Source organism: Pseudomonas sp. WT-JTC (genome assembly GCF_056711565.1).
Genome location: NZ_CM160042.1, coordinates 65,172 through 89,738, shown reverse-complemented (window position 1 = coordinate 89,738; position 24,567 = coordinate 65,172). Strand labels below are relative to the sequence as shown.

Annotated in this window: 23 protein-coding genes; 10 read left to right on the top strand and 13 right to left on the bottom strand. The window is 59.6% G+C overall.

What is annotated here, in order from left to right:
• Positions 1 to 54 precede the first annotated feature (54 nt).
• Positions 55 to 1,152 (top strand): aminopeptidase, encoded by a 1,098-nt coding sequence (locus tag AC06G5_RS00430; protein WP_413426186.1) that lies wholly within the window; start codon positions 55 to 57, stop codon positions 1,150 to 1,152.
• On the opposite strand, the gene AC06G5_RS00425 is transcribed toward AC06G5_RS00430, so the two are convergent.
• Both AC06G5_RS00425 and gltP read right to left on the bottom strand, forming a co-directional pair.
• Positions 1,134 to 2,363, bottom strand: coding sequence for a nucleoside recognition domain-containing protein (locus tag AC06G5_RS00425; RefSeq protein WP_008018473.1), 1,230 nt, complete (start codon positions 2,361 to 2,363; stop codon positions 1,134 to 1,136). The two genes, AC06G5_RS00430 and AC06G5_RS00425, sit on opposite strands and share 19 nt — an antisense overlap.
• A 117-nt stretch (positions 2,364 to 2,480) precedes the next feature.
• Positions 2,481 to 3,812 (bottom strand): glutamate/aspartate:proton symporter GltP, encoded by a 1,332-nt coding sequence (gltP, locus tag AC06G5_RS00420; protein WP_413426184.1) that lies wholly within the window; start codon positions 3,810 to 3,812, stop codon positions 2,481 to 2,483.
• A 299-nt stretch (positions 3,813 to 4,111) separates the two neighbouring features.
• Here gltP and AC06G5_RS00415 point away from each other — a divergent pair, with 299 nt between their 5' ends.
• Positions 4,112 to 4,417: a hypothetical protein gene (locus tag AC06G5_RS00415; protein WP_413703778.1), complete on the top strand. Its 306-nt coding sequence runs from the start codon at positions 4,112 to 4,114 to the stop codon at positions 4,415 to 4,417.
• Positions 4,418 to 4,521: 104 nt separating this feature from the next.
• On the opposite strand, the gene AC06G5_RS00410 is transcribed toward AC06G5_RS00415, so the two are convergent.
• Together AC06G5_RS00410 and AC06G5_RS00405 are read right to left on the bottom strand one after the other, a co-directional pair.
• Positions 4,522 to 4,686: a DUF1328 domain-containing protein gene (locus tag AC06G5_RS00410; RefSeq protein ID WP_003170804.1), complete on the bottom strand. Its 165-nt coding sequence runs from the start codon at positions 4,684 to 4,686 to the stop codon at positions 4,522 to 4,524.
• 71 nt (positions 4,687 to 4,757) lie between these two features.
• Entirely contained in the window at positions 4,758 to 5,045 is a 288-nt protein-coding gene (locus AC06G5_RS00405; protein WP_413426179.1) for a hypothetical protein, read from the bottom strand.
• 439 nt (positions 5,046 to 5,484) lie between these two features.
• On the opposite strand from AC06G5_RS00405, the gene algB reads away from it, so the two are divergent.
• Together algB and AC06G5_RS00395 are read left to right on the top strand one after the other, a co-directional pair.
• Positions 5,485 to 6,831, top strand: a complete 1,347-nt coding sequence (gene algB / locus AC06G5_RS00400) for a sigma-54-dependent response regulator transcription factor AlgB (RefSeq protein ID WP_413426177.1) — start codon at positions 5,485 to 5,487, stop codon at positions 6,829 to 6,831.
• Positions 6,832 to 6,841: 10 nt separating this feature from the next.
• Positions 6,842 to 8,632, top strand: a complete 1,791-nt coding sequence (locus AC06G5_RS00395; protein ID WP_413426175.1) for a KinB sensor domain-containing domain — start codon at positions 6,842 to 6,844, stop codon at positions 8,630 to 8,632.
• 7 nt (positions 8,633 to 8,639) lie between these two features.
• Here the strand turns inward: AC06G5_RS00395 and AC06G5_RS00390 are convergent, their stop codons facing one another.
• The 7 genes from AC06G5_RS00390 to AC06G5_RS00360 form a co-directional block, all read right to left on the bottom strand.
• A complete protein-coding gene (locus tag AC06G5_RS00390) occupies positions 8,640 to 10,253 on the bottom strand; it encodes an EAL domain-containing protein (RefSeq protein WP_413426173.1) in 1,614 nt (537 codons plus the stop codon).
• A 76-nt stretch (positions 10,254 to 10,329) separates the two neighbouring features.
• Positions 10,330 to 11,109: an N-acetylmuramoyl-L-alanine amidase gene (locus tag AC06G5_RS00385; protein ID WP_413426171.1), complete on the bottom strand. Its 780-nt coding sequence runs from the start codon at positions 11,107 to 11,109 to the stop codon at positions 10,330 to 10,332.
• A gap of 103 nt (positions 11,110 to 11,212) precedes the next feature.
• Positions 11,213 to 13,198: a GGDEF domain-containing protein gene (locus AC06G5_RS00380; RefSeq protein WP_413426169.1), complete on the bottom strand. Its 1,986-nt coding sequence runs from the start codon at positions 13,196 to 13,198 to the stop codon at positions 11,213 to 11,215.
• Positions 13,195 to 14,073: an endonuclease/exonuclease/phosphatase family protein gene (locus AC06G5_RS00375; RefSeq protein WP_413426167.1), complete on the bottom strand. Its 879-nt coding sequence runs from the start codon at positions 14,071 to 14,073 to the stop codon at positions 13,195 to 13,197. The genes AC06G5_RS00380 and AC06G5_RS00375 overlap by 4 nt, the downstream gene beginning before the upstream one ends.
• 14 nt (positions 14,074 to 14,087) lie before the next feature.
• A complete protein-coding gene (locus AC06G5_RS00370; protein ID WP_480458793.1) occupies positions 14,088 to 14,729 on the bottom strand; it encodes a thiol:disulfide interchange protein DsbA/DsbL in 642 nt (213 codons plus the stop codon).
• Between the two features lie 200 nt (positions 14,730 to 14,929).
• Complete coding sequence (locus tag AC06G5_RS00365; protein WP_413426163.1) at positions 14,930 to 15,559, bottom strand: c-type cytochrome; 630 nt, start codon at positions 15,557 to 15,559, stop codon at positions 14,930 to 14,932.
• A gap of 45 nt (positions 15,560 to 15,604) precedes the next feature.
• On the bottom strand, positions 15,605 to 15,895 hold the full coding sequence (locus AC06G5_RS00360; RefSeq protein WP_008018455.1) for a c-type cytochrome: 291 nt from the start codon (positions 15,893 to 15,895) through the stop codon (positions 15,605 to 15,607).
• Positions 15,896 to 16,086: 191 nt separating this feature from the next.
• On the opposite strand from AC06G5_RS00360, the gene yihA reads away from it, so the two are divergent.
• Positions 16,087 to 16,731 (top strand): ribosome biogenesis GTP-binding protein YihA/YsxC, encoded by a 645-nt coding sequence (gene yihA, locus AC06G5_RS00355; protein WP_480458790.1) that lies wholly within the window; start codon positions 16,087 to 16,089, stop codon positions 16,729 to 16,731.
• A gap of 492 nt (positions 16,732 to 17,223) precedes the next feature.
• On the opposite strand, the gene polA is transcribed toward yihA, so the two are convergent.
• Positions 17,224 to 20,028, bottom strand: a complete 2,805-nt coding sequence (gene polA, locus AC06G5_RS00350) for a DNA polymerase I (RefSeq protein ID WP_480458788.1) — start codon at positions 20,026 to 20,028, stop codon at positions 17,224 to 17,226.
• Between the two features lie 74 nt (positions 20,029 to 20,102).
• On the opposite strand from polA, the gene AC06G5_RS00345 reads away from it, so the two are divergent.
• Positions 20,103 to 20,390 carry a DUF2782 domain-containing protein gene (locus tag AC06G5_RS00345; RefSeq protein ID WP_413426157.1) on the top strand — a complete coding sequence of 96 codons (288 nt, stop codon included), beginning with the start codon at positions 20,103 to 20,105 and terminating at the stop codon, positions 20,388 to 20,390.
• Positions 20,391 to 20,450: 60 nt separating this feature from the next.
• Complete coding sequence (locus AC06G5_RS00340; protein ID WP_413426155.1) at positions 20,451 to 21,401, top strand: homoserine kinase; 951 nt, start codon at positions 20,451 to 20,453, stop codon at positions 21,399 to 21,401.
• Between the two features lie 108 nt (positions 21,402 to 21,509).
• Here the strand turns inward: AC06G5_RS00340 and znuA are convergent, their stop codons facing one another.
• On the bottom strand, positions 21,510 to 22,430 hold the full coding sequence (gene znuA, locus AC06G5_RS00335; protein WP_413426153.1) for a zinc ABC transporter substrate-binding protein ZnuA: 921 nt from the start codon (positions 22,428 to 22,430) through the stop codon (positions 21,510 to 21,512).
• Between the two features lie 66 nt (positions 22,431 to 22,496).
• Here znuA and zur point away from each other — a divergent pair, with 66 nt between their 5' ends.
• From zur to znuB, 3 genes are read left to right on the top strand one after another with little or no spacing between them, the layout of a single operon-like run.
• Complete coding sequence (gene zur, locus AC06G5_RS00330; RefSeq protein WP_413426151.1) at positions 22,497 to 22,979, top strand: zinc uptake transcriptional repressor Zur; 483 nt, start codon at positions 22,497 to 22,499, stop codon at positions 22,977 to 22,979.
• Positions 22,979 to 23,764: a zinc ABC transporter ATP-binding protein ZnuC gene (znuC, locus tag AC06G5_RS00325; protein ID WP_008064713.1), complete on the top strand. Its 786-nt coding sequence runs from the start codon at positions 22,979 to 22,981 to the stop codon at positions 23,762 to 23,764. The genes zur and znuC overlap by 1 nt, the downstream gene beginning before the upstream one ends.
• Positions 23,757 to 24,545 carry a zinc ABC transporter permease subunit ZnuB gene (gene znuB / locus AC06G5_RS00320; protein ID WP_008018446.1) on the top strand — a complete coding sequence of 263 codons (789 nt, stop codon included), beginning with the start codon at positions 23,757 to 23,759 and terminating at the stop codon, positions 24,543 to 24,545. The genes znuC and znuB overlap by 8 nt, the downstream gene beginning before the upstream one ends.
• Positions 24,546 to 24,567: the final 22 nt, after the last annotated feature.

The following is a 24,567-nucleotide window of genomic DNA, read 5'->3' as shown; positions in this document are numbered from 1 at the left end:
AGCTCCATTCAAGCGGGATAGTCTTGTGCAAAGACTCTCCAAGGAAGAATTATTGTGTTCAGGCCGCTTCCTAGCCTTGGTTTACTTGATCGCGTTTTTCGCGTTTTGTTTCCGTGCGTGTTGTTTTTGTTGCTCAACGGTTGCGCCAGCGTCAGCTACTACAGCCAATTGGCCAGCGGCCAACTGCAGTTGCTGCGGGCCAGGGAGCCTGTTTCCAGTGTGATCGCCGACCCGGCGAGCGATGAAAAACTGCGTACGCACCTGGAGCAATCGCAGAAAGCCCGAACGTTCGCCAGCCGGCAATTGCACCTGCCGGATAACCAGAGTTACCGCTTGTACGCCGACATTGGGCGTCCTTTCGTCGTCTGGAATGTCTTCGCCACGCCGGAATTTTCCCTCAAGCCCGTAGACCACTGTTTTCCCGTTGCCGGTTGCGTGGCCTACCGCGGTTACTACAGCCAGAGCGCCGCCCGCGGCGAAGCGGCTGTGCAACGCTTACAGGGCATGGACGTATCGATCGGTGGCGTCGAAGCGTATTCGACGCTTGGCTGGTTCAATGACCCGATCATCAGTTCGATGATGGGCTGGGGCGATGAGCGACTGGCCACGCTGATTTTTCACGAGCTGGCCCATCAGCGCTTCTATGTGAAGGACGACACGGAGTTCAACGAATCCTTTGCCACTTTCGTCGAGCAGGAAGGTACTCGCCAATGGCGCGCCTACCGCCACCTGCCACCGGCTGACAATGCGCAGGCGCGCCAGCGCGACCAGTTCACCGAGTTGGTGCTCAATACCCGCACCCGACTGGAACAGCTCTACACCGCGCCGTTGCCAACCGAACAAATGCGCCAGCACAAGGCAGCCGAGTTCGAGCGCTTGCGTAGCGAGTACCGGCAAATGCGCGACCGTCAGTGGGCTGGAGACAAACGCTATGACGCCTGGATCTATGCGCCCATGAACAATGCCCGGCTATTGCCGTTTGGCTTGTACGATCAATGGGTACCAGCCTTTACCGCGCTGTTCCATCAGGTGGATGGCAACTGGCTGCAGTTTTATGCGGCCGTGGAGAAGCTCGGTGCCTTGCCCACGGACCAGCGCAAAGCAGCGTTGAAAACTTTGGCTGACGGCACCCGTCAACCAAAGAACCAGTAGCAAACCCCGATTGAACCCAGCACCCCGGCAAGCTCCGCCAGCAATGCGCAGCCAACCGCATGGCGTGCGCGCTGGATGCCCACGGCGCCGAAGTACACCGCCAGGACATAGAACGTCGTTTCGGTACTGCCCTGGACCGTTGCCGCCACCAGCGCCGGGAAGCTGTCTACGCCCGAGGTCTTCATGGTTTCAATCAACATCGCCCGGGCGGCGCTACCGGAGAAGGGTTTGACCATCGCCGTCGGCAGCGCATCGACGAAGCGCGTGTCCCAACCGGCCCACGCCACCAGATGACGAATCCCGTCCAGACCGAAGTCCAGCGCCCCTGAGGCCCGCAGAACACCTACGGCGCAGAGCATCGCCACCAGGTAGGGCAGCAAGTTCTTGGCGACGTCGAAACCCTCTTTGGCACCTTCAACGAAGGCCTCGTAGACCTTCACTTTGCGCAGCGCACCGATCAGCAGAAACAGCATGATCAGGCCAAACAGCGTCAGGTTGCCGAGGATTGACGACAAGCCGGCCAGCGCGGTCGCCGAAAGGGTCGCCAGCAATGCCATGAAAGCGCCAAGGGCGAGGGCACCGGGGATCAGGTAGGCCAGCACCACGGGGTCCCAGATGCGCAAACGCTGCATGAACGCCACCGCCAGGAAGCCGACAATGGTCGAGCAACTGGTCGCCAGCAGGATCGGCAGGAACACCAGCGTCGGGTCGGGCGCGCCTTGCTGGGCGCGATACATGAAGATGGTCACCGGCAGCAGGGTCAGCGAGGAAGCGTTGAGCACCAGGAACAGAATCTGTGCGTTGCTGGCAACGGTTGCGCTGGGATTGAGCTCTTGCAGCGCCTTCATGGCCTTGAGGCCGATCGGCGTAGCGGCGTTGTCCAGACCCAAGCCATTGGCGGCGAAGTTGAGGGTGATCAGGCCGATGGCCGGATGACCAGGCGGAACTTCGGGCATCAGGCGCAAAAACAGCGGCCCCAAGGCCTTGGCCAACCATTCGACGATCCCGGCTTTCTCGGCAATGCGCAGAAAACCGAGCCAGAGGGTGAGGGTGCCGAACAGCAGCACCATGACTTCGACCGAAAGCTTGGCCATGGCAAAAATGCTTTCCACCATCGCCGCGAATATCCCGGCGTTACCGCCAATCAGCCACTGGGCCAGCGCCGATACGGCGGCCACGATGAAGAAGCCAAGCCACAGGCCATTGAGCATCAGTCAAATCCCCCAAAAGATCCGCGAATGATAGCGGGGTGGCCAGAAACGACAAACCCCGAATTTCTCCGGGGTTTGTCTGTTATTGCCTGTACCGCTCCCACAAGGGGTGTTGCATCAGTTCTTGGAAACTTCACCCATCGGCAGTTGTTCCTTGCTGCGCCAGTGCGGCAGGGAGTTCCAGTAGCGCTGACCCTTGGCGTCGTCGTACATGCCTTCCCAACGAGCGATAACCAGAACGGCCAGGGCGTTGCCGATCACGTTCAGTGCGGTACGGGCCATGTCCATGACGCGGTCGACACCGGCGATGAACGCCAGGCCTTCCAGTGGAATACCGACGCTGCCCAGGGTGGCCAGCAGTACCACGAAGGACACGCCCGGTACGCCGGCGATGCCTTTGGAGGTGACCATCAATGTCAGTACCAGCAGCAATTGCTGGCTGATCGACAGGTCGATGCCGTACAGCTGGGCAATGAAGATCGCCGCAATGCTTTGGTACAGGGTCGAACCGTCGAGGTTGAACGAGTAACCGGTCGGCACCACGAAGCTGCAAATGGCTTTCGGCGCGCCGTAGGCTTCCATCTTCTCGATCACGCGCGGCAGCACGGTTTCGGAGCTGGCGGTGGAATAGGCCAGTACCAGCTCATCCTTGAAGATGCGCATCAGCTTGATCACCGAGAAACCGAACAGGCGAGCGATCAGGCCCAGGATCACGAAAGCGAAGAAGGCGATGGCGACGTAAACCAGGATCACCAGTTTGGCCAGCGGTATCAGCGACGCGAAGCCGAAATTGGCCACAGTCACTGCGATCAGTGCGAACACGCCGATCGGGGCGTAGTTCATGATCATGTGAGTGACCTTGAACATGCTTTCCGATACGCCCTGGAACATCTTCACCAGCGGCTCGCGCAGGTCCGCCTGCAGGCTCGACAAACCGAGACCGAACAATACAGAGAAGAAGATGATTGGCAGCATTTCACCGCGAACCATGGCCGCAAAGATGTTCGACGGGATCAGGTTGAGGATGGTTTCGATGAACGCGTGTTCATGCTGAACCTCGGCCGCCGTGGCCTGGTACTTGGAAATGTCCACAGTGCCCAGGGTGCTCATGTCGATGCCGGCACCCGGATGGAACAGGTTTGCCAGCAGCAGACCGACCACGATGGCGATGGTGGTGACGATCTCGAAGTAGATGATGGTCTTGAAGCCGATACGCCCCAGCTTCTTGGCGTCACCGACGCCTGCGATGCCGACGATCAGGGAGGAGATGACGATCGGAATCACGATCATCTTGATCAGACGGATAAAGATATCGCCTGCCGGTTGCAGGACGTTGCTGATCCACCAGGCTTTTTCGGCACTGAAATGGTTGAGCAGCGCACCGATTGCAATCCCCAATACCAGACCGATGAGGATCTGCCAGGCGAGGCTAAGCTTTGCCTTCTTCATATCTTTACCCTTACTTGTTGTTTGACTCAGGGAGATGCGCGAACTGGAACGCTTATGGCGAAAAAGTCTGGTGCATCTACCCCCGTATAAGGTGCCCCGGAACGCGTATTGACGGCTCTCCGGCAGGCGAAAAAGGCGCAACTATTCCGATGCAAGGGAGCGCCGTCTAATGCCGTAAACGCCTACCCCATGCCAAATCGGCATGGAGTTTTTTTACCGAAAGCGACGTCGCAATCGGTTCGAATGCGACATTTCAGCAGGCATAAGTGCCGTGAACCGGTCATCACAGAGCAGATTGAATGTTTTTTGAGCAGTGGCTGAACGTTGATTTTTCAGCAGAATCCCGCTGGACGAAGCGAAAAATCATTGCCAAAGAAAATGCTTTTTTCTCGATATACGGTCGCTGGCGAAACACCTGGAAAAGTATTTTGCGACGTAACAAGGACAAGGAAGCGATAACACTGGTGAAACCGAGACGAGCGCTCTATTTCAATGTGTTGCGTATTCAAGCCCTTCGCAAGTCCGTCGAGCCATGGCGGTCCGGCGAACTTGCGCAGCAGCTTTTCCTGACCCGGCCCTTGCGCAGGCACTCCCTGTACCCGTAGGTCACTCCGCCCCTGAAACAGGCAGAACATCCCGACCCCTTGGTCATGCGCCAGCCTTCCTCAGGTGACGCAGGTGGAAGGAGGCGCTGTGGCCTCCTCTCATATCAGCCTCGACCGCGACGACCAAAGAAGAAAGAGGCAATGAACATCACCAGGAACACGACAAACAGAATCTTGGCGATACCCGTGGCGGTGCCCGCGATACCACCGAAGCCCAGTACGGCGGCGACGATGGCGATGATCAGGAATGTGATTGCCCAGCTCAACATGGTGATTCTCCTTACGCTTCTGTTTAGAGGTGCTGCGTTTCCCGGCGCATCGGGTGCGGCGGAGGTTTTGCCTAGAACACCCAACGCTCTTGATGACGCATCTCACCCACAGGCCCGGCCTGGTCGACATCCATCATGCGCATCGGGGGGCTATCGGCCTGACCGCTGCCGACAGCACTGAAATGGGTTTGGGTCGGATGCGGAGTCGACAGGAATGGCGCTTCCAGCTGCCGACTCTGCTCCCAGCGCAGAAACTGCTGGCCACCGATCAGGGTGATCAACAGCGCCAGAACAGCAAACAGCCCTTGCTGGATATGCACAGGCGACAGGTGCAGGCGGGCGGCACGTTGACGGTTCATCCTGGAGCTCCTACCACTCGGGTCGGTATTCGATAGCGGGCGTTTGTCTTTGAATGCCCTGGTTAACCAGACAATTGCAGCCCGCATGCCACCTTTTCCTCGAAATATTCTCCTTTTATTTCAATATCTTATGCACACCAAGGAAATCACTTCGCACGCATCCTGCACGATGCCACGGGTGCAGTCGTGCGTATTGCACGATTCACTTGAAGGGAAGGTGTAAATTTTTTGAATTGAGAGAAGGGCGCGGATGTCAGAAATACAGGCTGTCCACTGTCAGGACCTGGGCATCTACTAAAAGACCCGCATAACCGGGTGGCTAACCGATACATCGGATGAAAGCTACTCTGCCATGACAGCATTGGCTCAGAATCAATCATGCAACTTGCCCGATTTTTCCGGGCCTAAATAAAGATCATTCATTAAGGAGCGCAGGAAAATGGAATCAGCCACTGAGCATCAAGGCCGCATTCTGCTGGTGGATGATGAGTCCGCTATCCTGCGTACCTTCCGTTATTGCCTTGAAGACGAAGGCTACAGCGTGGCCACCGCCACCAGCGCCGCGCAGGCAGATACCCTGTTGCAGCGACAGGTCTTCGACCTGTGCTTTCTCGATTTGCGCCTGGGTGAAGACAACGGCCTCGATGTGCTGGCCCAGATGCGTATCCAGGCGCCCTGGATGCGGGTAGTGATCGTCACTGCGCACTCGGCTGTCGACACGGCGGTGGATGCGATTCAGGCCGGTGCCGCCGACTATCTGGTCAAACCGTGCAGCCCCGATCAATTGCGCCTGGCAACCGCCAAGCAACTGGAAGTGCGGCAACTGTCGGCGCGACTGGAAGCCCTGGAAGGTGAAGTACGCAAGCCCATGGATGGCCTGGACTCCCACAGCCCGGCCATGAAAGTGGTACTCGAAACCGCCCGCCAGGTTGCCACGACCGATGCCAATATCCTGATTCTTGGTGAATCCGGTACCGGCAAGGGCGAACTGTCCCAAGCCATTCATGGCTGGAGTAAACGCGCGAAGAAATCCTGCGTCACGATCAACTGCCCGTCGCTGACCGCCGAACTCATGGAAAGCGAACTCTTCGGCCACAGTCGCGGCGCCTTCACCGGCGCCAGCGAAAGCACCCTGGGCCGAGTCAACCAGGCTGACGGCGGGACGCTGTTTCTCGACGAGATCGGTGACTTTCCCCTGACATTGCAGCCCAAGTTGCTGCGTTTTATTCAGGACAAAGAATATGAGCGCGTTGGTGATCCGGTGACCCGACGTGCCGATGTGCGCATCCTTGCGGCCACCAACCTCAACCTTGAGGACATGGTCCGCGACGGTCGCTTCCGTGAAGACCTGCTCTATCGCCTGAATGTCATTACCTTGCACCTGCCACCGCTACGCGAACGCCGCGAAGATATTCTCAACCTGGCCGATCGTTTCCTGGCGCGTTTCGTCAAGGAGTACGCCCGTCCCGCACGCGCCTTCAGCGACGAGGCCCGGGAAGCGCTGCTGAGCTATCGCTGGCCGGGCAACATCCGTGAGCTGCGCAACGTGATCGAGCGGGCGAGCATCATCTGTCCGCAGGAACGGGTCGAGATCAGTCATCTGGGCATGGCCGAAACCCCAGCCAACAATACACCTCGCATCGGCGCGGCATTGAGCCTGGACGAGCTGGAAAAGGCCCACATCGGCGCGGTCCTCGCCACCGCCGACACGCTGGACCAGGCCGCCAAAATCCTGGGCATCGACGCCTCGACGCTGTACCGCAAACGCAAGCAGTACAACTTGTGAGCAATAGCCGATGAAACTGGCGATGAAATTGCGGACCCGGCTTTTCCTGAGCATCTCCGCCCTGATCACCGTCGCCTTGCTCGGGCTCTCGCTCGGGCTGGTCAGCGTGATGCAGATGGCCGGCAGCCAGGAAGCGCTGATACGCAGCAATTTCATCACCCTGGACCTGGGGCTCAAGCTGCGTCAGACCCTGGGCGACCAGTTAATCATCATGCTGAGCGAGAAACCCGACTCTGCGGCCTTCGCGGCCTCGAAGCAGCATTACTTCGAACTGCTCGAACAAGGCATTGCCCAGGAACCGGCAGAAACAGGAAGCGAATACGGTTTCAGAAAAGCCAAGGCCGATTACGAGCGCTTTATCCGGGCTTATGAAGCGTCCCCGGACACCTCGAATGTGCTCAGCAGCCAGGACGACCTCACAGATAAATTCAACGCACTGCGCAATGGCCTGATCGCCGAGCACAAGCGCGCGCTGGATAACATCAACGATACCGAGCGCCAGGCCCGGGAGCAGGCACTGCTGATTGCCGGGTTACTTGGCCTGGTGGGGCTGGCGGTGCTGATCATCGGCTTCGTGACCGCGCAGGCCATGGCCCGGCGTTTCGGCGAGCCCATCGAGGCCTTGGCCAAGGCGGCGGACAATATCGGCCAGGGTAATTTCGATGTCACCCTGCCGATCTCTTCGGCGATGGAACTGAACCAGCTGACCCGGCGTTTCGGGATCATGGCCCAGGCGCTGCGTGAACATCAGGCCACCAATGTCGATGAGTTGCTGGCCGGTCAGCAGCGTTTGCAGGCCGTGCTCGACAGCATCGACGACGGACTGCTGATGATCGACCGTCAGGGCCACCTGGAACACCTTAACCCTGTAGCCCAGCGTCAGTTGGGCTGGGAGTCAGATCGCCTGGGTCAGGGGTTGGGCACGGCGCTGGAGCGCCCCGAACTCGATGATCAGCTGCAACTGGTGCTGCGTGGCGGCACGCTGGAGCGGGCGCCGGAAGACTTGAGTGTCGAAGTCGACGGCGAGTCGCGACTGCTGACCTATAGCCTGACCCCGGTCAGCCATACCCAGGGCCATATTCTCGGTGCCGTGATGGTGCTGCATGACGTTACGGAACAGCGTGCCTTCGAACGGGTTCGCAGCGAATTTGTATTGCGTGCCTCCCATGAATTGCGCACACCGGTCACCGGCATGCACATGGCCTTCGGATTGTTCCGTGAGCGCGCACACTTTGCTGCGGACTCCCGGGAAGCCGACCTGCTTGATACCGTGAATGAAGAAATGCAGCGGCTGATGCAGCTGATCAATGACCTGCTCAATTTCTCCCGTTACCAGAACGGCTTGCAGAAACTCACCCTGGCACCGTGCTCCATCGAAGCGTTGCTGGAACAGGCTCAGTCACGCTTTGCCACATCGGCAGAAGAGAAGGAAATCAGTCTGCTGGTGGAAGTGCAGGGGCCTTTGCCGCGGTTGCAGGCCGACCAGCCACAGCTGGACCGGGTACTCGACAACTTGCTCGACAACGCCTTGCGTCATACCGCTTCCGGCGGGCGGATACGCCTGCAGGCCCGGCGCCACGGCGATCGGGTCATCATCAGTGTCGAGGACAACGGCGAAGGCATTGCCTACGGTCAGCAGGGACGGATCTTCGAGCCGTTCGTGCAAGTCGGGCGCAAGAAGGGCGGGGCCGGGCTCGGCCTGGCCTTGTGCAAGGAAATCGTGCAATTGCATGGCGGGCGGATGGGCGTCTATTCAAGGCCGGGGCAGGGTACCCAGTTCTACATGGCGCTGACCGTTTAGGTCGCGGTCACGCTTCGTCATCCAGGCGCCGGCCAGCCAGGCGTCGCCCCCGGGTTATCAATTCAATGAACTGAACCGCGCTCAACGCGTGGGCGAACAGCCAGCCCTGGCCGAACTTCACGCCCTCACTGCTCAGGAACTCGGCCTGGGCCTCATGTTCGATGCCCTCGGCAATCACCTTCAGGTGCAGCGACTGGGCCATATGAATGATGTGCGGGGCCACACCGCTGCTGGCGGCGTCATGGCCCAACGCATCAATGAATGCTTTGTCGATTTTCAGGCAATCGACCGGCAAGGTTTGCAAATAGGCGAGGCTGCAATAGCCGGTGCCAAAGTCATCGATCAACACCTGGTGCCCGACATCCCGCAAGGACTGCAGGTTTTCCCGGGCCACCACCACATCGACCAGCCCGCGCTCGGTAACCTCAAAGGCAATTTGCCGCGCAGCGACGCGATGCAGGGTCAGCAGCCTCGCCATCACCTGGCCGATCCGCGGCACCATCACATCACACGCCGCGAGATTGACCGAGATGTACAGATGCGGGTTGGCACGCAGCAACTGGCCGAGTTGCTCGAGCAGGCGTTGCAGGACGAAGTCCGTCATCTGGCGAATCTGACCGGTGTTCTCCGCCATCGGAATGAACAGATCGGGACTGGTCAGGGTACCGTCCGGCCTGCGCCAGCGCAGCAACGCTTCAGCCCCGACACAGTTGCGGCTATCGAGGTCGAAGATCGGTTGATACAGCACCTGCAACTCGCCACGGCGAATCGCGCCGGTGAGTTCGGCGTCCAGCGACTGCCGCTGGCGCACCAGCAGAAACACCAGGAACCCAACGCATATGCCCAGCGCCAGGCTGGCCGGCAGCAGCCACCACCAGACCGCGGGGATGTGCATACCGCTACGCGGGCTGATCAACACCAATTGATACTCCGGGTTGTCGGTGGGCATGCGGTATATCAGGCGTGTCTGGGTGATCTGCAACGCATCACGGTTTTTTGGTGGCCAGGACTCGACCGGCGGCCAGGTCTGAGTAGCGCCCAACACCGGAATCGCGCGCGCACCATGGTCCAGGACAACCAGCAGGCTGCTGCCCGGAGAGAGGTCGACCATATCGGTCAAATGCCCGCGAGAGGTCGCGACCCGGAAATTCCCGCGCCCGAGCATCAGCGCGGCGCGGTTTTCATCGGGTTCAGTGGTGGTGTTGAGCCAATAGCTGTAAGTCGGGCCCTTGATGTCTGGCGATCGAATCAGCGACAGCCCTTCCTGGCGAGGTCGATTGGAGCAGATTCGCGAGGAGTCCATGTAGGCAGCTTCGTAGACGAAGCGATAATTGAACGTAACCTGTTGCAAGGTCGCGATCATTTCAGCATCGCAGCCGCGCAACGGTTGCGCTTCAAGGTCGTCAAGGCTTTCACGCAGTTGCCCGAAGAGCTGTTCCAGGCGGGCGAGGAAGCGCTCACCCTGAGCATTCATTTCTTCGCTTTCGTTTTGCTCGACCTGGTGTATGGCGACGAACAGGCTGCCAGCCATCAATAACGTTGCGCTCAAGACAGCAGACATCAGCCCCAGGAACCAGGGGTGACGGAACCAACCAGGGAAGGTCTCTCGAGCAGCTGGCATTGTGCAATATCCGAAGTATTACCAATGAGTTATAGCTGCTGATTGGGAAAAAGCCCTGACCGTCGGGCGGGCGTCATTATTTTGTCTGATTCAACACCAGGAGTAGCGCCGCAGTTTGCGCATCCGGAGTGCCATCGAAGCGCGCCGGGCGGAAATGCATCTGGAATGCCGCTATCACATGCCGCGTTGCGACATCGAGCTCGCCAGTTTGTGGCGAGGCGTAACCCAGGCGGGTCAATTGCGCCTGAAACCAGCTGATGCTCGGCAACTGTTCGGCGAACTGCATTTGCTGGCGCGCCACCAATTGTTCGTTCGGCCAGATACCCAGGCCTTCGGCGGCCAGACGCTTCCAGGGGAACAGCGGCCCCGGGTCCAGCTTGCGCAATGGTGCAATATCACTATGGCCGATAATGTCGCGAGGCCTTATGCCGTGGCGTTTGCTGATGTCCTTGAGCAACACGATCAACGACTGGACCTGATCTTCGGTGAAGGGATACCACACGCGCCCGGTCGGGGTGTCCTTGAAGCCCGGGTTGACGATTTCGATACCGATGGAACTGGAATTCAGCCAGGTCCGGCCATTCCACTCGCTCTCCCCGGCGTGCCAGGCCCGCAGGTTTTCATCCATCAGCTTGTAGATGGTGGCGCCCTTGTCGTCACCGATCAGGTAATGGCTGCTGACTTCACCATGGGTCAGCAGTTGCAACGACCGCTCCAGCGAGGCATTGGTGTAATGCACCACCACAAATTGCACGCGGCTGTCGTGATTGGCCGAAGGGTGGCTAGTGTCGTAACGAGGGCCGCTGGCACAGCCGGCCAGCAGAACCAGTGACACGATCAGAGCAAAATATTTCATGGCGAAAGGCAGTACACACAAGACAATAATGCAACAGTGTAACGTAATGCCTTGCGAGCTGACGGCAATCGCATCGAATTAAACAAAATGGAACAAATGATCGTCAGCCCGGTTCCACCCGGTTGCGACCGGCATTTTTTGCGCGATACAGCGCCTGATCGGCTCTTTTAAGCACTTGATCGCTGTGCTCACCCGACCTGAACGCGGTCATTCCGATAGACACGGTGATGGTCACCGGCTCTCCCTTGAAGTGGAACGGACAGGCCTCAATGGAGGCACGCAAGCTTTCCAGCAGCTTCAGCCCCGCCGCCGGCAGCGTGGATGGCATCAACAGCACAAACTCTTCACCGCCAAACCGGGCAATGAAATCCGTTCCGCGCAGACGTTTGCGCAACACGCTGGCAATGATTTTCAGCACTTTGTCACCGGCCAGGTGCCCGTAGTTATCGTTGATGCGCTTGAAATGATCGAGGTCGAGCATGGCCAGCATCAGCGTGTTGCCATGCTGCTGCCATTGTTTAACTTCATGATCCAGGCGCTCGCTCCAGGCCGCGCGGTTGGGCAGGCCGGTCAATGGGTCGACCAATGCCTTCTGACGTTGCTCTTCAAGGTGCTCGCGATAACCCTGGGCCTCCTGCTCCATATGGGCGACCCGCTCGGCCAGGCTGTGCAGGCGTGCAGCGACCTCTTGCTCACGTTCATCGCGCTGCTTCTGGTGCTGGTCCATGGTGCCCAGCAAGCCTTCGAGATGGTTTTCCAGGACGTGCTTGAGATCTTCCAGGTCCGCGGCTTCCTGCATGCTGCTTTGCAGGCCATCGACCTGCTCGCGGATCTGCGTGTCCATCTGCCGCGCCGCCGAACGGTTGTCGGCGTGTCCTGCGGTGGCGGCCTGCAAGTTGCTCTGGAACGATTCGAGGCGCTCGTTAAGTCGTTGCAGATAGGCTTCGAATTCGTGCTGGCCGCTGTCGGTAATGGCCAGCATCAACGTGGCGAAGTCGTCGAGAATAGGCAGCAATTCGTACCAGTTCAGACCGTTTTTCAGACGATCGCGCATGGATTCGGCTTGCGGGCGATGACGTTCGGGCAATGTCAGGTCTTCAAGCAGACCCAGCAGCGTGTCTTCGATGTGGCTGGCCACCGAGCTGTAGGAGGGCTCGGGGGAATCCGGGAGTGCGTAGAGAATGTCGTGCCCGGATTGCGCCTGATCAGCGGCGACCACGTCCTCCGTTGGAATCGCAGGCAAGGGCACGCTATCCGGCGATGCTTGCGCAGTCAGTTCATCAGGGTTGGCTTCCGGCTCAGGCGGTGTCGTGATGGTTTCCGGAGTCGGTTTCTCGGCCGATTCGATTTCTGCCGCATCTGCGCTGACTGGTTGAGGCTCCACAGCCGGAGGTGCAAAAGCCACGGCTGCCGGCTCGGTGGGCACGGACTCGCCTTCAACTCGCTCAGCAGCAGGTACTTCGAAGATAGCCGGCTCAATGACGAGCGGGGTCGACTCGATATTCGCCGCAGGGCTCTCGGTTACAAGGGCGGCCGGCGCAGGAGAAGTCGCCGTCTCCTCCGCTTCACGACCGCCGAACAACCGCTGCAGCAAGCCCGGCCGACCGGGTTCCGTCGGGGCCTCCAGCTGGCTCAGGGCCTTGCCTTGCAAGCCACTCAGCTCGCTGAGCAACAAGGGTATCTCACGTGCCTGACTGACCCGCGCATCCAGTTGCTTGGCGAAACTCTTGAGTGGTCGGCTCACATCCCGCGGCAGCGGCAATGTTTGCAGCTGAGTGACCAGCGCGGTCAGGGCGGCACTGGTCTGGTTGACCCGGGTTTCCCGACGCTGCTCCGAGTCGAGCACAGCCTTTTCCAGGCGTGGAATCAGTGCGGCCAGGCCGGCGTCCATGTCGTCGGTACGCACGACCTCGCGCATTTCCTTCATGCATAGGTCAACGGCGCGGTCAGTACCTTCGGCCGCCAGGGTGCTGCGCACCAGTCCACGACGCAGCAAGTCGAGCCGCGCATCCCAGCGACGTTCGAGCTTTTCCTGCTGTTCGATGCTTTGGAGGTATTTTTCTTTCCAGCGCTGTGCTTCGTCGCTCATTCATGGGATCCGCGAGGGGCAGGACTCAACGCGGGCAATGCATCGGCCGTGAGCGAACCCGGCAGACGAATCTCTACCGCGACCGGCAGGTGATCGGAAATGGGCTGTGCCAGCACCTCGACCTTTTCCAGGGTCAGGCTCGGGCTCAGCAGGATATGGTCCAGGCAGCGCTGTGGGCGCCAGCTGGGGAACGTCGCTTCCAGTTGCGGCGCGAGCAGACCGAGATCGCGCAACGCGGAGTTGTGCAGCAGGTCACTGGCATGGGTGTTCATGTCGCCCATCAGTACCTGGTGCTTGTAGTCGCCAATCAGGTCGCGGATGTAGGCCAGTTGCAGGCTGCGCGCCCGGGCGCCCAATGCCAGGTGCATCATGACCACCACCAGCGCTTCCGGGCCTTCGCCGAACCGTACCAGAATGGCTCCGCGACCCTTTGGCCCCGGCAACGGATGATCTTCAATGGCCCACGGGCGCAATCGGCTGAGCACGCCATTGCTGTGCTGGGCCAGGCGACCGAGATTGCGATTGAGTTGTTGATACCAGTAGGGAAAGGCGCCGAGTTGGGCCAGGTGTTCAACCTGATTGACGTAGCCTGATCGCAGGCTGCCGCCATCGGCCTCCTGCAAGGCGACCAGATCGAAGTCGCCCAGCAGATTGCCGATTTTCTGCAGATTGTCGGCACGCCCGGTGTGCGGCAGCAGATGCTGCCAGCCCCGGGTCAGGTAATGCCGATAGCGCTCGGTACTGATACCGACCTGGATATTGAAACTGAGCAAGCGCAGACGACTGTCTGCCGGCAAGCCCGCGGACTCCAGATGATGCTCGTTGACCCGTGGATCATGCAGGCCAACGATGCGTTCAGTACCCCATCGGCGCATGGCAGTGACTGCCCTTAGTTGGCGGCAGCCTTGTTAGCCGCTCGCTCTTTGTCGATCAGTTTGTCGGCCAGTTGCAGCGCTTCTTCAGCGCCACCGGCAGAGCCTACGTCAAAGCGGTACTTGCCGTTGACGATCATGGTTGGAACGCCGGTGATTTCATACTTCTTGGCCAGTTCACGCGCCTTGACGATCTGCCCCTTGATGGCGAAAGAGTCGAACGTCGCGAGGAACTTGTCCTTGTCCACGCCTTGGGTGGCGAGGAAGTCGGCCATGTCATCCTTGTCGACCAGTTTCTTGTGTTCTTTCTGAATTGCGTTGAACACCGCGGCGTGAACGTTGTGCTCGACACCCATGGCTTCAAGGGTCAGGAACATCTGACCGTGAGCATCCCACGCGCCACCGAACATGGCTGGAATGCGTACGAAATTCACGTCCGTCGGCAATTTCTCGACCCACGGATTGATCACGGGTTCGAAGGCGTAGCAATGCGGGCAGCCGTACCAGAACAGCTCGACCACTTCGATCTTGCCAGGCACGGCGACCGGAACCGGATTACTCAGTTCGACATAAGGTGCGGCGGGGGCTTCAGCGGCCTGGGCAGTCATGCCGAACAGGCTGGCAGCGGCAAAAACGGCGCTGATGATCAGATTACGCATGCTTCACTCCTGGACAAATTTTTTCGCCTCGCGCGACTTGTCATCAGACAGATCCTGGCGGGCTTGAGTTCTGTAGTGTAACGGCAGCGGCCACAAAAAAGGGCGGCCAAAGCCACCCTTTTTATACTTGCCGGGACGGATTAATCGAGCGTTAACGTTGCAGGTAATAAGCACCCCGTTCAACGCCCGATCCGCCGGCCTTAATGCAGGCCTTGAATGTAGCTGGACACCGCGGCGATGTCTTCGTCGCTCAGCTTTTTGGCAATGGTCTGCATCGGTTTGGTGTCGCCGTCGTTGTTGCGGCCGCCTTCTTCCTTGCGGAAATCGGTCAGTTGCTTGGCGATATACTGAGCGTGCTGGCCGCCCAGGTGCGGGAAACCGGCGGGTGCGTTGCCCGCGCCATTTGGCGAGTGGCAACCGGTGCAGGCTGGCATGCCCTTGGTCAGATCACCGCCGCGGAACAGTGCTTCACCGCGAGCCACGACTTTCGGATCGGCGGCACCGACGCTGCCTTTCTGGCTGGCGAAGTAGGCGGCGATGTCCGCCAGGTCCTGATCGCTCAGGTTGGTCAGCAGGCCGGTCATTTCCAGAACGGTGCGCTTGCCCGACTTGATATCGTGCAATTGCTTGGTCAGGTAGCGTTCACCTTGACCGGCCAGTTTTGGAAAGTTTGGCGCCATGCTGTTGCCATCCGGGCCGTGGCAGGCGCCACATACGGCGGCTTTGGCCTGGCCGACTTTTGCATCACCCGGTTGTACTGCCTCACCTGCAGCATGGGCGAAGCCTGAGATGCCCACGGTCAACAGCAGACTCACGATCAATTTCTTCATCAGCTAATCCAACTACGGCTAAGGGTTAAGAGTTATGGGCCGGGTTTACTCGCTCATCCAGAGGATGATGGCTTGGTAATCCTCGGCACTGCAGTCCATGCACAAACCACGCGGCGGCATCGCCTTGAAACCCTGGGTCACGTGTTGCACCAGCGTCTCCATACCTTTCGCCAACCTCGGCGTCCAAGCTTCCTGATCGCCTTTTTTCGGCGCCATGGGGAGTTGGCCGGAATGACAGGCACCACAAACACGGTTGTACACAGCTTCCGGATCCTGTGTAGCCTGAGCGCTGTAAAGCGGCATCATGACACCGGCAGCTAGCAGCCATTTCGTCATAAAACGACCTTTTCAGGGTTGAGAGCGTGCTGCGTTCTAGTGCGCAATCAAGGTCTGTCGCTCTCGTGAACTTCATCCTACGCTGGGACAAAGCGCACACAAAATCTGCGGCATTATATACTGGCGTCACTGAAACGGAAGCGACACTGCTTGCCGCGCCCATTCCTGGCGCCGCCCACATCGGAAATCCCATGCAACTCAAGAATCCCATCCTCGGTCTGTGCCAACAGTCCACCTTCATGCTCAGCGCCGCCAAAGTCGACCAATGTCCGGATGACGAGGGCTTCGAAGTCGCCTTCGCCGGGCGTTCCAACGCCGGCAAGTCGAGTGCCTTGAACACCCTGACCCACGCCAGCCTGGCGCGCACCTCGAAAACCCCGGGGCGCACGCAACTGTTGAATTTCTTCAAGCTAGACGATGAACGCCGTCTGGTCGACCTGCCGGGCTACGGTTATGCAAAAGTACCGATCCCGCTCAAGCAACACTGGCAGCGTCACCTCGAGGCTTATCTGGGTGGGCGCGAGAGTTTGAAAGGTCTGATCCTGATGATGGACATCCGCCATCCGATGACCGATTTCGACCTGCTGATGCTCGACTGGGCCGTGGCTGCCGGCATGCCGATGCACATTCTGCTGACCAAGGCGGACAAGCTGACCTATGGCGCGGCCAAGAACACGCTGCTCAAGGTTCAGGCGGAAATCCGCAAGGGCTGGGGCGATCTCGTGACGATCCAGCTGTTCTCGGCCCCCAAGCGCATGGGCCTGGAAGAAGCCTACACAGTGCTTGCAGGCTGGATGGAACTGGCGGACAAGGTTGCCGAGGTAGAGATTCAATAAATATCAAAAACTGTTTGTGGTGCGCTCAGGCAAGGCAAAAGCGCGGCTCGAAAGCGGAGTTTAGGGGCCTAAATGAGCATTTCGAGCCGCGCTTTTAACGCAGCATGAGCGCATCACGGACAGTTTTCGCCAGGCAAAAAAAACCCCGGACTTCATATGGGGAGGGAGAAGTTCCGGGGTTCAAGCTCTAGACCGCTAGGGCGGGGTCCAGATATCTGCCAACACTTAACACAACATAGGAGCATCGAAGGGCTTCACCAGCCATTCAGTATCTCTGAGTGGTGGTTCGCAAGATTAGTTCAGATTTTTTTCAAATAGCTTTGGAATAACTCTGATTATCTTCCGGTCTAAACGACCTGCGCCTTCTGCCGCGGCTCTATGCCGCAGCAGAACACGACAGTTTTCTGTAGGAGCGAGCTTGCTTGCGATGGAATTTCAGTCGAAATCGATGTATCTGACGCTCCATCGCGAGCAAGCTCGCTCCTACAAGCCTCAGTGAGCCTCATCCCAGTTATTTCCAATACCCACTTCGACCAGCAACGGGACATCCAGTTTCGCGGCCTCGCTCATGTGCACGCGAATTTCATCGCGGACCTGGTCGACCAGGTCTTCACGCACCTCAAGCACCAGTTCATCGTGCACCTGCAGAATGACTTTGGCGTCGAGACCAGACGCGGTCAGCCAGTTATCCACCGCGACCATGGCTTTCTTGATGATGTCCGCAGCGGTGCCTTGCATTGGCGCGTTGATCGCCGTGCGTTCGGCGGCGGCGCGCTCTTGCGGCTTGTTGGAGTTGATGTCCGGCAGATACAGGCGACGGCCGAAGAACGTCTCGACATAACCTTGCTCGGCGGCCTGGGCACGCGTGCGGTCCATGTACTGGCGAACGCCAGGGTAGCGGGCGAAGTAGGTATCGATGTAGGCCTTGGCGGTCTTGGTGTCGACGCCGATGTCCTTGCCGAGCTTCTGCGCGCCCATGCCGTAGATCAGACCGAAGTTGATCGCCTTGGCACTGCGGCGCTGGTCGGAGGTCACCTCGGCCAACTCGACCTTGAACACTTCGGCGGCGGTCGCGGTGTGCACATCCAGGTTGTGGCGGAAGGCGTTCATCAGCCCTTCATCCCGGGACAGGTGCGCCATGATCCGCAGTTCGATCTGCGAATAGTCCGCCGCCAGCAGCTTGTAACCGGCCGGGGCCACAAAGGCCTGGCGGATGCGACGCCCTTCGGCGGTGCGCACCGGGATGTTCTGCAGGTTCGGATCGCTGGAGGACAATCGCCCGGTGGACGCCACCGCCTGGTGGTACGAGGTATGGATTCGCCCGGTACGCGGGTTGATCTGCTCCGGCAGACGGTCGGTGTAGGTGCTTTTGAGCTTGCTCATGGAGCGGTATTCCATAAGCACTTTCGGCAATCGATAGTCGTCTTCGGCCAGTTTGGCCAGCACTTCTTCGGCGGTGGATGGCTGGCCCTTGGCGGTTTTCTTCAATACCGGCAGGCCGAGCTTCTCGTAAAGGATCACGCCAAGTTGCTTGGGCGAACCGAGGTTGAACTCCTCGCCGGCGATCTCGAAGGCTTCGCGCTCCAGCGCCACCATCTTGTCGCCCAGCTCGATGCTTTGCACACCCAGCAGGGCGGCGTCGACGAATGCGCCCTGGCGCTCGATACGCGCCAGTACCGGCACCAACGGGATTTCGATGTCAGTCAGCACACTGGCCAGGCTCGGAATGGCCGAGAGTTTTTCGAACAGGGTCTGGTGCAGACGCAAGGTGATATCCGCATCTTCGGCGGCGTAAGGTCCGGCCTGCTCCAGGGCGATCTGATCGAACGTCAGCTGTTTCACACCTTTGCCGGCGATGTCCTGGAAACTTACCGTGGTGTGGTCCAGATACTTCTGCGCGAGGCTGTCCATGTCATGGCGCGTGGCCGTGGAATTGAGTACATAGGACTCAAGCATGGTGTCGAAGGCAATGCCGCGTACGGTGATGCCGTTGTCCTGATCGCCGCCGATGGCGCAGTTGGCCAGGATGTTCATGTCGAACTTGGCGTGCTGGCCGACCTTGAGCTTGTTCGGGTCTTCCAGAATCGGCTTGAGCGCGCGCAGAACAGTGTCGCGATCCAGCTGCTGCGGCACGCCGATGTAAGAATGGGTCAACGGGATGTAAGCCGCTTCGTTGGCCTGAACCGCGAACGACAGGCCAACCAGTTTTGCCTGCTGCGCATCGATGCCGGTGGTCTCAGTGTCGAAGGCAAACAGCCTGGCCTTGTTCAGCTTTTCCAGCCAGGCATCGAATCGCGCCTGATCGAGGATGGTTTCATATTGGGCTTCAGCGGCCACAACGGGTGCTTCGGCCTCGACAGCGCTAAACAGATCAACCGCCGGCTCAGGCTCGGCAGCGCTGCTCAGTTCGATACGCTTGGCGTCCCGCTGCAGATCGCTCAGCCAGCTCTTGAACTCCAGCAGGGTGTAGAGCTCGAACAGCTTGTCCGGATCTTCCGCACCCATCTGCAAGTCATCGAGACCGATGTCCAGTGGCACGTCGACCTTGATCGTTGCCAGTTGATAGGAGAGGAATGCCATCTCCTTGTGCTCTTCGAGCTTGGCCGGCAGAGTCTTGGCGCCGCGAATCGGCAGGGTCGGCACGATATCGAGCTGTGCATAGAGCTCGGTCAGGCCGCCATTCACACCGACCAGCAGGCCTGAAGCCGTCTTCGGGCCGATACCCGGAACACCGGGAATGTTGTCGGAAGAATCGCCCATGAGAGCCAGATAATCGATGATCTGCTCCGGAGCGACGCCGAATTTCTCCTTCACGCCCTCCACGTCCATGCTGCTACCGGTCATGGTGTTGACCAAGGTAATGTGGCCGTCGACCAGTTGCGCCATGTCCTTGTCGCCAGTGGAGATAATCACCGGACGATCCGCCGCCGCGCTGCTGCGGGCCAAGGTGCCGATCACGTCATCGGCCTCGACGCCTTCGACGCACAGCAGCGGGAAGCCCAGGGCGATCACGCTCTGGTGCAGCGGCTCGATCTGCACGCGCATATCGTCAGGCATGCTCGGACGGTTGGCCTTGTATTCGGCGTACATGTCATCGCGAAAAGTCCCACCCTTGGCGTCGAACACCACGGCGAACGGACTGTCCGGATACTGCTTGCGCAGGCTCTTGAGCATGTTCAACACGCCCTTGACCGCGCCGGTCGGCAGGCCTTTGGACGTGGTCAGCGGCGGCAGCGCGTGAAAGGCGCGGTAGAGGTAAGAAGAACCGTCCACCAGGACGAGGGGGGCTTGGCTCATGAGCAGGATCAACCTTTTCGGCGGGTCCGGCGCTAGAATAGCGGGACCGTTGACGACAAAGGGACAAGGTTATCATGCGCACACCAAATCGCCTGTTGCTGGCTGGCTTGTTTGCAATCGCCCCATTGGCCGTCATGGCGGCGGACGGTGCGCCGACACCAGAGCCGGATGTCACGATCCGCACGGAAGGGGACAAGCTCATCCAGGAATACCGCCAAAACGGCTTCCTGTATGCAATCAAAGTCACGCCCAAAGGCGGCAAGCCATATTTCCTGGTACGCGCCGACGGATCAGAAGGTAACTTCATCCGCTCGGATTACCCGGATATGCTGATTCCGGCGTGGGAAATATTTAAGTGGTAAGTCGTCCTTAACTTTAATCGGCGCTGGCTCAACAGCGGCGCCCGTACTGGCAGTTTAAACATGTCTGTGTTCACCCCCCTGGCTCGGCCCGAGCTGGAAGCTTTTCTCGCCCCTTATGGCCTCGGCCGCCTGCTTGATTTCCAGGGGATTGCCGCCGGTAGCGAAAATACCAATTTCTTTATCAGCCTGGAGCAGGGCGAATTCGTCCTGACCCTGGTCGAGCGCGGTCCGGTTCAGGAAATGCCGTTCTTTATCGAACTGCTCGACGTGCTGCACGGCGCCGACCTGCCGGTGCCTTACGCCCTGCGCACCACCGACGGCGTGGCCCTGCGCGAACTGGCGGGCAAACCTGCCTTGCTGCAACCGCGCCTGGCCGGCAAGCACATCAAGCAAGCCAACGCGCAACATTGCGCGCAGGTCGGTGAGTTGCTCGGCCATCTGCATCTGGCGACCCAGGGCAACATGATCAAGCGCAAAACCGATCGCGGCCTGGACTGGATGCTGGAAGAGGGCACGCAGTTTCTGTCACACCTCGGTGCCGAACAGAAAGACCTGCTGCAACGGGCGCTGGATGAAATCACCCGGCAGAAGGAAAAAATCCTGGCTCTGCCGCGGGCGAACATTCACGCCGACCTGTTCCGCGACAACGCGATGTTCGAAGGCACGCACCTGACCGGGCTGATCGATTTCTACAACGCCTGCTCCGGGCCGATGCTCTACGACGTGGCGATTGCCCTGAACGACTGGTGCTCGGACGACGACGGCGTGATCGATGGACCGCGAGCGCGGGCCTTGCTGGGCGCTTACGCGGCCTTGCGACCGTTCACCGCTGCCGAAGCCGAGTTGTGGCCGACCATGTTGCGGGTGGCTTGCGTACGGTTCTGGTTGTCGCGGTTGATCGCGGCGGAGTCATTTGCCGGGCAGGATGTGTTGATTCACGATCCGATGGAATTTCAATTGCGATTGGCACAGAGGCAGACAGTCAACACGCCTTTGCCGTTCGCCCTCTAAAAGCTTCGCGAGCAAGCCCGCTCCCACATTTGACCGCATTCCATCTGGAAGAACCCGGTCTAATGTGGGAGCGGGCTTGCTCGCGAATGGGGCACCGCAAATGTTGAGTTACAGTGACTCCAGGCACCCCGCCAGATCATTGCCCAGCTTCTCCAGCACCTGCTCATACCCTTGAGCGGTGGCCGGCGTATACCCGCCCAGCGCATCCAGCTCAGCCAGTTTCACCGGCAACCCGGCTACCAGGGTTTCCGCCAGACGCGGACGCAGCGGTGGCTCGCTGAACACGCAGGTCTTGCCGACTTCCTGCAAGCGCGCACGCATTGTCGCGACGTGCTGGGCACCGGGTTGCACTTCGGCCGCGACACTGAACACACCCGCGTGCTTGAGGCCGTAAGCGTCCTCGAAGTAATCGAAGGCTTCGTGGAACACGAAGTAGGGTTTGCCCTGAATATCGGCCAGGCGCTTCTTCAGGCGCGCATCCAGTGCATCGAGACGCTCGTCGAAGGCTTTCAGGTTGCTCTGATAACGCGCAGCATTGTCAGGATCGGCGGCACTCAGGTCAGCTGCCATTTTCGCGGCAATGACCCGAGCGTTAACCGGCGACAGCCACAAATGCGCATCCAGGCTACCCGGACGGTGATCGTGATCATGTTCGTCGGCTTCTTCGGCGTGGGAGTGGCTATCTTCGGCAAAGCGGCGCAGTTTCATACCCGGCAGGTCCTGCACGGCGACGCTGGGCAATGTACGACCATTGAGCACGCGCGGCAGGAAACCTTCCATGTCCGGGCCGATCCAGTACAGCAAGTCCACCGATTGCACCTTGCGCACGTCGGATGGGCGCAACGCATAGTTATGCGGCGAGGCACCCGGCGGCAGCAAAACCTCAGGAATCGCCACGCCGTCCTGCACGGCCGCGGCGATCAATTGCAGAGGCTTGATGCTGGTAAGAACCTTGACCTCGGCTTGCGCCGAACCGATCAACAGAAAACTTGCGACAAATGCGACAAAGATAGAAAAAAGTCGGGACACGATGACTACTCGAAGAGGCGAGAACGAGTAACATAATAACGTCTCTCACAAAACTCGTCGCCGCTCATGCTAAAAACACCGATTGCCAGCCGCCCCCACGACCACTCACATTGCGTTCACAGCGCTTTGTCCGAGGCCGATGCCCTGTGCGCACGTCAAGGCCTGCGCCTGACCGCCTTGCGCCGGCGAGTGCTGGAACTGGTGTGGCAAAGCCACAAGCCCCTGGGTGCCTACGACATTCTCGCGGTTCTCAGCGAGCAGGACGGCCGCCGCGCCGCGCCGCCGACGGTGTACCGCGCGCTGGACTTCCTGCTGGAAAACGGCCTGGTCCATCGCATTTCCTCGCTCAACGCCTTCATCGGCTGCAATCACCCGGAACATGCTCACCAGGGTCAGTTCCTGATCTGCCGTGAATGCCACGCTGCGATCGAACTTGAGCAAAAGTCCATCAGTGACGCGATCATCGCCAGCGCCAGGGATGTCGGGTTTGTCGTCGAAGGCCAGACCGTCGAAGTGGTCGGTCTCTGCTCGGGCTGCCAGGGGGCTTGATGAGCAACGCACTGATCCGTCTTGAGCAGGTTGCCGTAACGTTCGCCGGGCAACCGGTGCTGGACAACATTGAGCTGAGCGTCGAGCCGGGGCAGATCGTTACCCTGATCGGCCCCAACGGCGCCGGCAAGACCACACTGGTGCGTGCCGTGCTCGGCCTGTTGAAACCGGACAGCGGCAGTGTCTGGCGCAAGCCGAAGCTGCGGGTCGGTTACATGCCGCAAAAACTTCATGTCGATCCGACCCTCCCGCTGTCGGTCCTGCGCTTCTTGCGCCTGGTGCCAGGCGTGGACCGCGCGATGGCCCTGGCGGCACTCAAGGAAGTCGGCGCCGAACAGGTGATCGACAGCCCGGTGCAAAGCGTTTCCGGTGGCGAAATGCAACGCGTGTTGCTGGCCCGGGCCTTGTTGCGCGAACCTGAACTGCTGGTACTCGACGAACCGGTACAGGGTGTCGACGTGGCCGGCCAGGCGGAGCTGTACAGCCTGATTACCCGCCTGCGCGACCGCCACGGTTGCGGCGTGCTGATGGTCTCCCATGATTTGCATCTGGTGATGAGTACCACGGATCAGGTGGTTTGCCTTAATCGTCACGTCTGCTGCTCCGGCCATCCCGAGCAGGTCAGCGGCGATCCGGCTTTCGTCGAGCTGTTCGGAAAAAACGCACAAAGCCTGGCGATTTATCACCACCATCACGACCACGCCCACGACTTGCATGGCTCGGTGGTCAAGGCGCCCGCGTCGGGCCATAACCATGTTCACGGAGATAGCTGCAAGCATGGCTGATTTTCTGCTCTACGCCCTGCTTGCAGGCCTGGCCCTGGCCGTCGTTGCAGGCCCGCTGGGGTCTTTCGTGGTCTGGCGGCGCATGGCCTATTTTGGCGACACCCTGTCCCACGCGGCATTGCTCGGCGTGGCTCTGGGCTTCCTGCTGGATGTCAGCCCGACCGTTGCCGTCACCGTTGGCTGCTTGCTGTTGGCGGTGTTGCTGGTGACATTGCAACAACGCCAGCCTTTGGCATCCGATACGCTTTTGGGGATTCTCGCACCCAGCACGCTCTCTCTGGGCCTGGTGGTACTAAGCTTCATGCACGAAGTGCGGATCGACCTGATGGCCTATCTGTTCGGCGACCTGCTGGCAATCAGTCCAACCGATCTGGCCTGGATTCTCGGCGGGAGCGCTGCGGTACTGGGGTTGCTGGTTGCGTTGTGGCGCCCATTACTGGCGATCACCGTGCATGAAGAACTGGCCAGGGTCGAAGGCTTGCCGGTGGCTGGATTGCGCCTGGCCCTGATGCTGTTGATCGCCGTAGTGATTGCCGTGGCGATGAAAATCGTTGGCGTGTTGCTGATAACTTCGTTGCTGATCATCCCGGCTGCCGCGGCACAACGTCATGCCCGCTCACCGGAGCAGATGGCACTGGGCGCGAGCCTGCTGGGCATACTCGCCGTGTGTGGCGGGCTGGCACTGTCCTGGTTCAAGGACACCCCCGCCGGCCCGTCGATTGTGGTGGCAGCCGCCGTGCTGTTTCTGCTGAGTTTTGTTCTGCCCCGTCGAGGGGTGTAGACTTGCTCGTTTTTTGCGCAAA

What these genes read in the sequence shown, in the direction of transcription:
- gltP (WP_413426184.1), bottom strand. Translation starts at nt 3,812, where the DNA reads ATGAAGAAGGCAAAGCTTAGCCTCGCCTGGCAGATCCTCATCGGTCTG.
- zur (WP_413426151.1), top strand. Translation starts at nt 22,497, where the DNA reads ATGCTAAAAACACCGATTGCCAGCCGCCCCCACGACCACTCACATTGC.
- AC06G5_RS00365 (WP_413426163.1), bottom strand. Translation starts at nt 15,559, where the DNA reads ATGAAGAAATTGATCGTGAGTCTGCTGTTGACCGTGGGCATCTCAGGC.
- AC06G5_RS00395 (WP_413426175.1), top strand. Translation starts at nt 6,842, where the DNA reads ATGAAACTGGCGATGAAATTGCGGACCCGGCTTTTCCTGAGCATCTCC.
- znuB (WP_008018446.1), top strand. Translation starts at nt 23,757, where the DNA reads ATGGCTGATTTTCTGCTCTACGCCCTGCTTGCAGGCCTGGCCCTGGCC.
- AC06G5_RS00340 (WP_413426155.1), top strand. Translation starts at nt 20,451, where the DNA reads ATGTCTGTGTTCACCCCCCTGGCTCGGCCCGAGCTGGAAGCTTTTCTC.
- AC06G5_RS00370 (WP_480458793.1), bottom strand. Translation starts at nt 14,729, where the DNA reads ATGCGTAATCTGATCATCAGCGCCGTTTTTGCCGCTGCCAGCCTGTTC.
- AC06G5_RS00425 (WP_008018473.1), bottom strand. Translation starts at nt 2,363, where the DNA reads ATGCTCAATGGCCTGTGGCTTGGCTTCTTCATCGTGGCCGCCGTATCG.
- AC06G5_RS00410 (WP_003170804.1), bottom strand. Translation starts at nt 4,686, where the DNA reads ATGTTGAGCTGGGCAATCACATTCCTGATCATCGCCATCGTCGCCGCC.
- algB (WP_413426177.1), top strand. Translation starts at nt 5,485, where the DNA reads ATGGAATCAGCCACTGAGCATCAAGGCCGCATTCTGCTGGTGGATGAT.
- AC06G5_RS00345 (WP_413426157.1), top strand. Translation starts at nt 20,103, where the DNA reads ATGCGCACACCAAATCGCCTGTTGCTGGCTGGCTTGTTTGCAATCGCC.
- polA (WP_480458788.1), bottom strand. Translation starts at nt 20,028, where the DNA reads ATGAGCCAAGCCCCCCTCGTCCTGGTGGACGGTTCTTCTTACCTCTAC.
- AC06G5_RS00360 (WP_008018455.1), bottom strand. Translation starts at nt 15,895, where the DNA reads ATGACGAAATGGCTGCTAGCTGCCGGTGTCATGATGCCGCTTTACAGC.
- AC06G5_RS00385 (WP_413426171.1), bottom strand. Translation starts at nt 11,109, where the DNA reads ATGAAATATTTTGCTCTGATCGTGTCACTGGTTCTGCTGGCCGGCTGT.
- yihA (WP_480458790.1), top strand. Translation starts at nt 16,087, where the DNA reads ATGCAACTCAAGAATCCCATCCTCGGTCTGTGCCAACAGTCCACCTTC.
- AC06G5_RS00405 (WP_413426179.1), bottom strand. Translation starts at nt 5,045, where the DNA reads ATGAACCGTCAACGTGCCGCCCGCCTGCACCTGTCGCCTGTGCATATC.
- AC06G5_RS00375 (WP_413426167.1), bottom strand. Translation starts at nt 14,073, where the DNA reads ATGCGCCGATGGGGTACTGAACGCATCGTTGGCCTGCATGATCCACGG.
- znuC (WP_008064713.1), top strand. Translation starts at nt 22,979, where the DNA reads ATGAGCAACGCACTGATCCGTCTTGAGCAGGTTGCCGTAACGTTCGCC.
- AC06G5_RS00390 (WP_413426173.1), bottom strand. Translation starts at nt 10,253, where the DNA reads ATGCCAGCTGCTCGAGAGACCTTCCCTGGTTGGTTCCGTCACCCCTGG.
- AC06G5_RS00415 (WP_413703778.1), top strand. Translation starts at nt 4,112, where the DNA reads ATGTTTTTTGAGCAGTGGCTGAACGTTGATTTTTCAGCAGAATCCCGC.
- AC06G5_RS00380 (WP_413426169.1), bottom strand. Translation starts at nt 13,198, where the DNA reads ATGAGCGACGAAGCACAGCGCTGGAAAGAAAAATACCTCCAAAGCATC.